The organism is Nocardia sp. 852002-20019_SCH5090214 (genome assembly GCF_001665865.1).
GTDB classification, from domain to species: domain Bacteria; phylum Actinomycetota; class Actinomycetes; order Mycobacteriales; family Mycobacteriaceae; genus Nocardia; species Nocardia nova.
Genome location: NZ_LZMK01000202.1, coordinates 1 through 9,891, shown reverse-complemented (window position 1 = coordinate 9,891; position 9,891 = coordinate 1). Strand labels below are relative to the sequence as shown.

General features: G+C 65.9%; 9 protein-coding genes. 6 read left to right on the top strand and 3 right to left on the bottom strand.

Features of this window, described 5'->3' with window-relative positions; all coding sequences use genetic code 11:
* Positions 1–224 precede the first annotated feature (224 nt).
* Positions 225–827 (bottom strand): sigma-70 family RNA polymerase sigma factor, encoded by a 603-nt coding sequence (locus A5780_RS16505; protein ID WP_064908882.1) that lies wholly within the window; start codon positions 825–827, stop codon positions 225–227.
* Positions 828–1,494: 667 nt separating this feature from the next.
* On the opposite strand from A5780_RS16505, the gene A5780_RS16500 reads away from it, so the two are divergent.
* The 4 genes from A5780_RS16500 to A5780_RS16485 all read left to right on the top strand — a co-directional run bounded on the left by A5780_RS16500 (position 1,495) and on the right by A5780_RS16485 (position 4,457).
* Positions 1,495–1,926, top strand: a complete 432-nt coding sequence (locus tag A5780_RS16500) for a DUF5994 family protein (RefSeq protein ID WP_146102327.1) — start codon at positions 1,495–1,497, stop codon at positions 1,924–1,926.
* Positions 1,927–2,082: 156 nt separating this feature from the next.
* A complete protein-coding gene (locus A5780_RS16495) occupies positions 2,083–2,574 on the top strand; it encodes a DUF5994 family protein (RefSeq protein WP_064908880.1) in 492 nt (163 codons plus the stop codon).
* Positions 2,571–3,797, top strand: coding sequence for a sensor histidine kinase (locus tag A5780_RS16490; protein WP_064908879.1), 1,227 nt, complete (start codon positions 2,571–2,573; stop codon positions 3,795–3,797). The genes A5780_RS16495 and A5780_RS16490 overlap by 4 nt, the downstream gene beginning before the upstream one ends.
* Positions 3,798–4,097: 300 nt before the next feature.
* A complete protein-coding gene (locus A5780_RS16485; protein ID WP_231982980.1) occupies positions 4,098–4,457 on the top strand; it encodes a DUF5994 family protein in 360 nt (119 codons plus the stop codon).
* Between the two features lie 260 nt (positions 4,458–4,717).
* Here the strand turns inward: A5780_RS16485 and xerC are convergent, their stop codons facing one another.
* Complete coding sequence (gene xerC / locus A5780_RS16480) at positions 4,718–5,836, bottom strand: tyrosine recombinase XerC (protein ID WP_231982979.1); 1,119 nt, start codon at positions 5,834–5,836, stop codon at positions 4,718–4,720.
* A gap of 229 nt (positions 5,837–6,065) precedes the next feature.
* Positions 6,066–6,239 carry a hypothetical protein gene (locus A5780_RS40035; RefSeq protein ID WP_156769520.1) on the bottom strand — a complete coding sequence of 58 codons (174 nt, stop codon included), beginning with the start codon at positions 6,237–6,239 and terminating at the stop codon, positions 6,066–6,068.
* Positions 6,240–6,832: 593 nt separating this feature from the next.
* On the opposite strand from A5780_RS40035, the gene A5780_RS16475 reads away from it, so the two are divergent.
* A complete protein-coding gene (locus tag A5780_RS16475; RefSeq protein WP_064908876.1) occupies positions 6,833–7,204 on the top strand; it encodes a metalloregulator ArsR/SmtB family transcription factor in 372 nt (123 codons plus the stop codon).
* 349 nt (positions 7,205–7,553) lie between these two features.
* Positions 7,554–9,891, top strand: a 2,338-nt coding sequence (gene mobF, locus A5780_RS16470) for a MobF family relaxase (protein WP_197521770.1), incomplete at its 3' end; no start/stop codon positions are given.

The following is a 9,891-nucleotide window of genomic DNA, read 5'->3' as shown; positions in this document are numbered from 1 at the left end:
GAGTTGGAACGCGGGCTCGACATCCTGCTGGCCGGCCTTACGGCCACCCTGCCGAAGCCTGGCGAGGGTGCCACTGCCCTCGATGCCACCGCCGGCAGCGGAGAGAAGGGGTGACTGTCTCGACTCTGCGGCAGCAGACGACCGAGTCGGCGTATCCCGTCGAAAGTATCGGTTTCTCAACGAATTTCACCGATCAGCCTCGGAGTTTGTCGTCAGGTCGACTTTTACGGGAGGTCGTACAAGCTCGATGACAGGCGTCGGCCGAGAGTTATCAGTCCGGCTCGAATCCGCGATTTAGCGGTAGGGACCGAGATGCCCAGGTCCACGGCGACCTGAGCATAGGTGCGGTCACCGTAGAAGGCCAGCACGACCGCTTCGCGCTGGCGGCTGCGGAGTTTGTGTACCTCCCGGGCAACAGCCCGTTCGACGAAACGCTGGCCGACCTCGTCGTACACGACATCGCGGTCGGGCGGGAACTGTGTGTTACCGAAAACGCGTTCGCGGTCGGCCAGTGATTGCTCCGCGCGCACCCGGTCGACAGCGCGGCGATGAGCGAACATCATCAGCCACGTCATTGGGCTCCCGCGGTCGGCATCGTAGTTCCCGGCCGCGATCCAGACGTGCAGATACACCTCTTGGCTGACTTCCTCGGCCAAAACCGGGCTGCGCAGGATGAAGGTCAGCCGGGCGAGCAACCTGGATCTGGTCGATTGATAGAACTCAGCGAAGGAATCGGTGTTGCCGTTCGCAGTCTCTTGCAGCAAGGTGGTCAACTCTGCAGCGCTGGTGGTCGGAGCACCGTTGTCGGCACACAGTTCGTCCTTCATCTCACACCGTTCGTCTCGTGAAATACCCGGTGCCGGCGGCGAGCGCGGGCCACGGGCCGGACCGCCGAGCCGATGACCGCGCAGAAAGCGCCGAAACTCGCCTGGACGCGTGCCAATCGATATCCGGACGGCAGAAGGCGGCCGGACCGCGTCGTAAGATCGGCGACATCTACAGCATCGCACCGGGGTGCCGGGGTTAACAGCGTTATGGGCGTAGTAACCGGACCGTCACCGATTCGCCGCTGATTTCGATGTCGTGCCAAGCGCCATCGAGCGGACCTGTCACCGGCGCTTGCTTCGCCGGGCACGACGTTTATGGTGGCCGACGCGTTGTAGCCGTAATCCACGCCGATTCCCCGGTTGAGTGACGTGAGTATGGGTAAGCCGAACGCAGGTAACCGCGTCTCCCGGGAGGCCGCAGTGCCGAGAGCGCGCCAGTTCAAATAAGCAGCTGGCGCGGTCGCCTTTGTCGGGCCTCCCGCTCACTCGCGGCCGGGCCTTCTCGCCGCGGTGCGGGCAGTCCACCGCTTCCGCTGGCGCCACGAGCGGCGTGTCTGGGGTGTACGCTCGAGGTTATTCGGCGGCAATCAGGGCGCTGACCAGCAGAGGTAGCGCCGTTCCCGAATTCGACATGCGCCCTTTCCCGAGGTCGCGGCAGGAGCGTCCGATGACGCCATTATTGATGAACGTGCCTTCGGCGGCGCGTGGGCGCACGCGCGATGACGCTCCCCGGGTACGTCTGCGTCCGGACACCGAGGCGAGCGGCTACGTCGATGCGACCTGGTGGCCCCGATCGAACAACCTGGTGGCCGAAATTCCGGGACTGATCACCGCATTCCGTGCGCGAGCAGGGCCGATAGGGCGCATCGTCTACGATCCGCGCGCATGGTTACCGACCGGTGGCGGGCACTTTCTGCTGGCCGACCGCGACATACGGCTGGACCGGTATCCGTTCGAACTGTTCGGCACCATGTACCTGTGCGGAGCCGACGGTACCGTGATCGTGCTGCAAGCCATCGCCTCGGGCACCGACCCCCTCCTGGCACGGTCCGCGCTCGCGGCGGCGGGGGCTCCTGCCTCGACTGTCCCGGTCCAGTAGTGACCGTCATGAATTGTAAACCCCGGCTGGGCCGTTCGCCGATCGCGCCTAAAAGTGTCGGTGGTGCTCGCAGCCGCGCCGGGTTCCCGCAAGCCGTGCCCCGCGAGGCAGAGTCAGGAGTGTGGGTATGAAGCGGCCGACAGGACGTCCCGGGTCATGACCGCTGGGCAACCCGATCCCGCGCCCGACAGTTCGGGTCGCATCGGGCCACTGCGGGCCCGGATGCACACCGAGCCCCCGCACACCGGCTGGTTCGACGGCGCATGGTGGCCTTACGGTGAGAACCTCAGCGCCGAATTGCCGTCCCTGCTCGTTGTGGTGGAGCCTCTGGTCGAGGCGGTGCACGGCGTGATCTATCACCCCGGCGACTGGACCGGCGCGCCACCCGGATTCCGATCCGGCGGAACATGGGTGCGGCTCAACGGATTCCGTCGTAAACCATCACACACCCTCGACGTGATCGGCATCGCCGGCGCCAGGATCGGCTTACTGGTCGTACCTCCGCACACCGACTCGGCAACCGCGCACGCGATCCTGGCGACCGCGGCGATGCCCGGCGACGTCTCCCGGATCCAGGACCTGCTCGCCCCGCCCGGCAACCCCGTCCCGCGACCCGCATTCGACAGCGATTGGGACACACAACCATGAGCAACGCCCATACCGTCCGGCCCGAATTGTTCGGCCGCGAGGACAGCGCGCCCGCGAAGACGTCTGTGACCGATCTGCGGCCGATATTCCCCGCCGTATCAGCGCGGCTGTTCGAGTCCGCGCAGCTGCGTTGCCGGTGGACCTCGGCGACATCGGAGCTGACCACCGAATTCTTGGCCGCCACCAACCCGGACACGGTGCTGTGCCGCGTCGTCGAGCGGGTACGCGAGCTAACGGATTCCGACCGGGTGTGGGTGGCGACCAGCCCGGACTCCGACGTCCCCGCCGACGAGGTCACCGAACTGGTCATCACACAATGGGCAGGAGCAGGCGCGCAACATGGGCGGCGGATCCCGGTCACCGGCCCGGTGGCCGAGGCGTTCCGCGGCAGCGCCTCTGTCACCATGCCCGCTGCCGGCGAGATCGCCCTGTTCGGGGATGGTCCGGTCCTGGTGCTGCCGTTGCACACCGGCGCCACCGCTCTCGGTGTGGTGGCTGCCACCCGCGGCGGCGGACAACCGCCCTATCCCAGCGAGATGGCCGAGTGGTGCGGGAGGTTCACCGGGCAGGCCGCGCTGGCGTTGCACCTGGCCCGGGCCCAGCAGCGGCTGCGGGAACTGGACGTGTTCGCCGACCGCGATCGTATCGCCCGCGACCTGCACGATCACGTCATCCAGCGGGTCTTCGCTATCGGGCTGTCGCTACAAGGTGCCATCGGGCGCACCCACCACGCCGACGTGCGCCGGCAACTCTGCGACGCGGTGGACGACCTACAAGAGGTGATCACCGACATCCGTAGCAGCGTCTACGACCTGCACGCCGGCCCGCACCGCACCCGGCTGCGCCAGCGCCTCATCGACATTGTGCGCCAGCAGACCGAGCACTCCGACATGCAGGTCATGACCCAGTTCTCCGGGCCACTGGACGCGGTACCCGCCGAATTGGCCGATCACACCGAAGCCGTCGTCCAGGAAACCATCAGCAACGCTGTGCGCCATTCCCACGCCGACATCCTGACCATCACCGTCATCATCGACGACGCCCTCACCATCACCGTCGAAGACAACGGCACCGGTATCCCGTCCGACCTCAGCCCCAGCGGCCTGTCCAACCTGGCCGCCCGCGCCCGGAACGCAGGCGGCCACTTCGATCACTGCCCCGCCACGCGGCCCGGCCCCCACGGGCCCGGCACCCGCACGACGTGGAACGCCCCCATGCCTTGACCCGAAACTCCGGCCAAGCCAACTCACTTCGCCGATCGTGATCAGCGCAAGCGCCGAATCCGACACGGACAGTCCAGCATGCACCACTCCCGATTCCATTCACGCAGGTCGGCGACAGGTATCAGCGAGTAGGCTGGGCAATATCCGGAGGCACCTCGCATGCCGACCAGCCAAGGTCGCGTCGTCTCCGATTCGAATTCCGGCCCCTCGCGGAGGCTGTGACAGGAGCGTCTCATGACGCCACGCTCGACGAGCTCGCACCCCGCACCAACTCGTCGCCTCCCGCTCTATACACCACGATTGCGTTTGCGTCCGCGCGGCGACGGGACCGGCCGTGTCGACGGTGTCTGGTGGCCTCGCACGCAGGACCTCGCCGCCGAACTTCCGGGACTGCTCACCGTTCTCCGGCCGCACCTGGGACCGGTGCGGCGGGTCGTCTACGACCCCACCGGATGGTCACCCTCTACTCGGCACCTCCAGCTCGGCAGTCATCGAATTCCCTTGGACCCCTATCGGTTCGAGCTGTTCAACACAATGTACGTGTGCAGTGTGCACGGCATCGTCGTCATCCTGCAGGTCGTCCTTTCCACTACCGCCGACACCGTGGCGAACGCGGCGCTGGCAGCGGTACCGGTTGCACGCGAAGCAGGTCGATCATGATCCACGCCGGCGCACCACGTCCCCTCACCGTGCGGGCCGACACGGCGTATTCCGGTCGTCGCGGTCACGCCGTGGTTCAATCTGTCGAATGCCTACTGGCCTGATCCGAGCCGCGGGCACTTCGACTGTCAGCGAGTTCGGGTTGTGGAGCGTTAGGCCCACTTTGATCGCAGGTCAGGGCGGGTTTCTTCCGCCCGAATACCTACCTCGTTGGTCAGATCTTCCAACAAAGTCCCAACTAATTCGCTGCGCGTGGTGCGTCAGAACTGTCCGCTGACGGCTCGATCCAGCGCATCGGCAGCTGCTCTGTGGGCGCGGCCTCGGGCCATGTAGTGGCGTTGGGTCATGGCTGGGTCGACGTGCATCAGAACGTCGGCGGTGACTCGTGCCGACAGACCCGCGTCGTCGAGGATCGTGGCGACCGCGCCGCGAAAGCTGTGGGCGGTGACGTCCTCCGGGATGCCCAGGGCATCGCGGACTCGCTGCCACTCGTGGCCGACATTCTGCGGATCGCGCAGCGTCCAGACCGTCGACGGGAAGACCAGATCCAAGACCGTCGCATTCGGATCCGGCGGTGACGCGAGTCTGCGGGCGGCCAGCGCGACCTTGCGGCGGCGCAACATCTCCACCGCGAACTCCGGCAGCGCGATCACTCCGCGACGGTTCTTCGGATCGTCGTCCTTCTCCACTCGCACCAAGCCTTGGCCCTTCACGCGGACGACCTTGCCGCTCACGCGCAGGGTGCAGTCATCGAGATCGATGTCCGACCAGAGCAGGCCCAAGGTTTGGCTTCGGCGCAGGCCGGTTGCCGCGAGCAGGGTCACCCAATCGGCCAGGTCGGTGCTCTCGCAGTAGTCCGCGACCGTCGGCGCTGTGTAGGACTTCACCGGAGTCCCGCGATTGCGTTCCGCGCGAGACAGCTTCCGCGGGCACGGCAGCCGCGAGGTCCGCACCGCCGAGAGCATGAACCGCAGCTCCTCGATGGTGATGTCGCGGGCGCCGCCGGTGCGGCCTTTGGCTTCGATGTTCTTCGTCAGCTGCGACTCTCGGACAGGGTTGACGCTGAGCGCGTCCTTGCGGACGGCGTAGCGGAACATCCCCGACAGCACATTGCGCCCGGTCCGCATCGACGACGGCCCCTTGGCCGCGCCAAGGCTTTTCAGGAACGCCTCGACCGACGACGTCGTGACCTCGAGCAATCTTCGCTCACCGAACGCGGTGTTGAACAACTCCGCCACCACGTCGTACCGCTCGAGCGTCCCCGGCGCACGCCCCTGCTCCTCCAGATACGCGCGATACAGCAGCCACAGCTTGCGAACGGTCGTCGACTCCGACAACTCGCCACCGAGGTCGACCCGGATCATGGCCGCCGCGGCCATAACTTCATCCAGCGCCCGAGAACCGTTGCGGTCGGGAATCTTCCGGCCACGCGCATCGAGCCGCACTGGAGACACCCGCCTGAGGTCACGCCGCCGGCCCGATGCATCGCGCACCAGAAGCCGAGCACACCAATGCCCCGGCGACAACTCCGTCAGCATCGGCGAACCCGGAACCCCGATCGCCCGCGCCGGCCTCCCTCGCGTCACCTCCGGATCCGATCAGCCGGTCTCAATCCTCGTCGAGCGCATCCAGCGCCGCATCCAAAGCATCGAGATCCCAACGAAAGTCCTTTCCCACACGCTTGGGCTTGGGCAGCCACGGATATCTGTCTCGTTGCCGGTTCCAGCGCCGAAGGACTTCCGGGTGCACCTGAATGTGCGCAGCGGCTGCGTTGGTGGTCACCCATCGCCGGATCGGCCTGGCCGGATACTCCGCATCAGAAGACATCGGATTGCGACCAAGATCAAGCGAGATATGTTCGCTGAGAATTAGCCAATCCAGCGGGTGGTCGGTCGATCATGGAGATCGAGGTCCGGTTTCGACCGCTCGGATGAGGGCGCCGCGCAACGACGGCACACAGACGCGCGGGGAATGAGGACGAGCGTTCCTTTGCCACGACAACTCCTGACAGGTCTATTTCAGAGACCAGCCAGCTCCTCGCCTACGCCACGATACCGGCAGGCAGTCAAGCTGCGCATCGACTGTCGTGCACCGAGCGGCGGGCGACTGCGCCGCTCAGCTATTCATGAAGGCGGCGCCAATCCCGCCACCGCGCGAATGCGCCGCGGCCGAACTCTCGCGGACCTGAACCAGTTGCGTTGTGTGGTGCAATCGCAAGGTCAGCCGTGGTGGGAGTTGCTCCGTGTAGCTGAATCGGGACCACATACCGTAACCGAGGTACTGGCTACACTGGCCGCAATAATCGCCGCCCGAATGTGGCCGGCCCGCATCCCATCAGGCGCGCAGATGGCGACGGTAGGAAGTCGGTGAACCCCATGACCGGTGAAACCACACCCGCGGCCGACTCACTGCCACCCAGCCTGGTCCACCCCGTCCAGCCCGACCCCGCGCACCTCGACGCCGCGACATCGGTATTCCGGATGCTCGCCGACCCCACCCGGCTCCACCTGCTGTGGCTACTCGCCGACGACGAAGCCGACGTCACCGCCCTCACCGAAGCCTGCGGCGGCTCCCGCACCGCGGTCAGCCAGCACCTGGCCAAACTCCGCTTCACCGGAATGGTCGACACTCGCCGCGAAGGCCGCCGCATCATCTACCGCATCCGCGACGGACATCTCGCCCGCCTGGTCCGCGAAGGACTCAACCTCGCCGACCACATCGTCACCGGCGAACTCCCCCACGAATAACCCGGCAACAACCTGCTTCTCGCCTGATCGTTGTAGCGCGCGAATGCCAAGGCTCGATTTTCCGTGCCCCGGTCGACACAGCATGCCAACAACCAGCTACTCCCCAAACACCACCCCTCCATACTCTCCACCACCACAACTCCTCCCCACCACAACGCCCCTCACACACTCACATCCACATATCACCTCAACACCCCACTCTCACACCCACGTTCACACATCACCATCGCAGACCTCTTGCACTCTGGCTGAGAATTTCCTGACGACCTGGGGAAACGGCGCAAATTGATAAAAACAGAGTCCCTTCCAGCCCTCGCATTCCGAATGTCGTTGGGTGTCTGATGGATACGTGACAGCGACGCTGCACAAAATCCTCGCCGGTACCAGCTACCTGTACTACCAACGCCAGGTAGCCGCCGCCGACGCCACCGACCTCGGCACATCCAGCCTCGCCGACTACTACTCCACACGCGGCGAAGCACCCGGCACCTGGCACGGCACCGGCCTTGCCGCCCTCGACATCTCAGCCGGCGATCAGGTCACCGAGGACCAGATGCGGTGCCTGTTCGGGGACGGCCGACACCCCAACGCCACCGCCATCGAGTACCAGGTCGTGACCGAAGCGATCGCCAAAGGCGCCAAGCCCAAAGACGCTGTCCGCGCCGCGCAACAGGCCAGTCGACTGGGCAAAGCCTTTCCGGCACGTCACGGCGACAACCCATTCCGCACCCGATGCGCCCAGGCATATCGGGAACACAACCTTTCCCGCGGTCTCGACGCCAACGCCGCGATCGATGAAGACACCCGCGCCCGGATTCGGACCGAGGTCGCCATGGCGATGTTTGTGGAGAATTACGACCGCGCACCGCTCGACGATCGCGAACTGTCCGGGTTCGTCGCCCGCATCTCGCGGCCCCAATCGGCAGCGGTAGCCGGGTTCGACATCACCTTCTCCCCCGTGAAGAGCGTCTCCACGCTGTGGGCCATCGCCCCCAAACCGATAGCTGACGCGATCCAGGCCGCTCACAATGCCGCCGTCGACGACGCCATCGCGTGGCTGGAAAACAACGCCACCTACACCCGCCTCGGCACCGGAGGGGTGCGGCAAGTCGACGTCGAAGGACTGATCGCCGCACGCTTCACCCACCGCGAATCACGCTCCGGCGACCCCGATCTGCATACTCACATGCTCATCGCCAACCGGGTACGCACCCTCGACGGGAAGTGGCGGACTCTGGACGCGAGCCACGTTTATCGCAACCTCGTTGTCGTCAGCGAGATCTACAACACCCGCCTCGAACACCACCTCGAAACGAGCCTCGGCATCGGATTCACCGACCGCCCCGCAGCCACACCGAACAAACGACCCATCCGCGAAATCATCGGTATCCCAGCCGAGTTGATCCGCCATTGGTCACGTCGCGACGCCGCCATCACCCACCGGCTCGGCACCCTCGCGGTGTCATTCCAACAGCAGCTCGGGCGCGAACCGACCCCGAAAGAGTTATTCGCTCTCGCCGAGCGCGCCACCCTGGAAACCCGCCCGGCCAAACATCTCTCCCGCTCCTACGCCGAACAACGCCACGACTGGCACAGCGAAGCCGCGACACTGCTGGGCGGGCCGAAGGCAGTCGAAGCCACTGTCACTTCGGCGCTCAATCGCAGCGAACACTCTCGCCCGACAGTCGATGAGGCGTGGATTTCCCGCGCCGCCGACGAGGTAGTCACCGTCGTTTCCGGGCAGCGTTCGGCGTGGCAACACCATCACATCCGCGCCGAAACCGAACGCCAAACCCGCGGCCACATCCACCCGACCGAATGGCCGAACGTGGTCGAAACCGTCGTCCGCGAAGCACTATCGCCCACACGATCCCTCGCCCGCGGCGACCCGGACATCACCGCCGAACCCGTCCTCCAGCACCCGCCGACGATCTTTCAACGTCGCGACGGCACCAGCGTCTACACGGTTCCCGGAAGTCAGACCTACACCTCCGCTCGCCGACTCGGCACCGAACAACGCCTGCTAGACCTCTCCGTACAACCCGGCGCCCGCACCCTCGCGGCCGATGTCATCGCCGATGCGATCCACGCCTACAACACCGACCCCGCCAATAACGGCCGGCAGTTAAATCCTGGGCAGATCGCCGTCGTCACCGAATTCGCGTCCTCACCCCTGCGGATCGCCGTCGCGAATGCGCCCGCCGGCACCGGGAAAACCACCGCCATGCGCGTGCTCATCAACGCCTGGCACACCTCCGGCGGCACCGTCCTCGGCCTCGCCCCCACCGCCGCCGCAGCCGCGGTCCTCGCCGAAACCACCGGCATCCGAGTCGAAACCGTCGACCGCCTCCTCCACATCCTCGACCAACACGCCTCCGGCGCTCAGCCGATCACCGATTCCGCGTACCCGCCAGCGCTTCCGGAATGGCTGCTGCAACTCGACGCCCGCACGTTGGTCGTCATCGACGAGCACGTGAAACTCGGCGACGACAAACGACTACGCCTGTTCGAATTCCTCACCCACCGCGACGCCACCATCCGCTGCCTCGGCGACACCGCCCAACTCCCCTCCATCGACCCCGGCGGCACCGCCACCGACCTCACCACCACCAACACCGTCACCATGACCGACGTCGTCCGCTTCGCCGACCCCCACGAAGCCGCCGCCAGCCTCGCCCTACGCGACG

Bases quoted from the DNA above. Each gene is read 5' to 3' on its own strand.
- xerC (WP_231982979.1), bottom strand. From the start codon at position 5,836: ATGGCCGCGGCGGCCATGATCCGGGTCGACCTCGGTGGCGAGTTGTCG.
- A5780_RS16490 (WP_064908879.1), top strand. From the start codon at position 2,571: ATGAGCAACGCCCATACCGTCCGGCCCGAATTGTTCGGCCGCGAGGAC.
- A5780_RS16475 (WP_064908876.1), top strand. From the start codon at position 6,833: ATGACCGGTGAAACCACACCCGCGGCCGACTCACTGCCACCCAGCCTG.
- A5780_RS16500 (WP_146102327.1), top strand. From the start codon at position 1,495: ATGACGCCATTATTGATGAACGTGCCTTCGGCGGCGCGTGGGCGCACG.
- A5780_RS16495 (WP_064908880.1), top strand. From the start codon at position 2,083: ATGACCGCTGGGCAACCCGATCCCGCGCCCGACAGTTCGGGTCGCATC.
- A5780_RS16505 (WP_064908882.1), bottom strand. From the start codon at position 827: ATGAAGGACGAACTGTGTGCCGACAACGGTGCTCCGACCACCAGCGCT.